We start from the raw sequence: 520 nt of genomic DNA on the forward strand, positions 1-520 counted from the left end.
ACGCCAGTGGCAGGGCTTTGACTGTCATCATCATGCCAGCAAGTGCGCCGTACACGCGACCAGTCTTACCACGAATGAGCTCTAGCGCATCTGGGTTTTTCTTCTGTGGCATCAATGACGAGCCAGATGTCACTGTATCTGCCAACTCAATGAAGTTCGACTCACCTGAGTTGTAGAAAATCATATCTTCCGCGAGACGTGACAAGTGCAGCATAGAAATAGAAGCGACAGACATCAGTTCCATCCCATGGTCACGATCCGATACCGAATCGAGTGAGTTACGCGTAGCACGGTGAAAACCAAGATTATGCGCCAGTTGTTCACGATCAATTGGGTAAGCTGTACCAGCTAATGCGCCAGCAACATAGAAGTCAACTTTAGCAACGCTACCATCCGCGTCTGCCGCGTTAGCAGTAAGCGTAACAGTACCGCCTAGCTCGATTGAAGTAGCTGAAAGCGCAACATCCACTGTAGGCGCTTCATTACCTGGTTGAGCTGAAGCAATCGTAAGCGTTACTGA

At 49.6% G+C, this 520-nt stretch carries 1 protein-coding gene; it reads right to left on the reverse strand.

Features of this window, described 5'->3' with window-relative positions; translation table 11 throughout:
* Positions 1-520, reverse strand: a 520-nt coding sequence (locus tag R8N49_RS30390; protein WP_318190857.1) for a lyase family protein, incomplete at both ends; no start/stop codon positions are given.

It is taken from the genome of Vibrio sp. 1978, assembly GCF_033344345.1.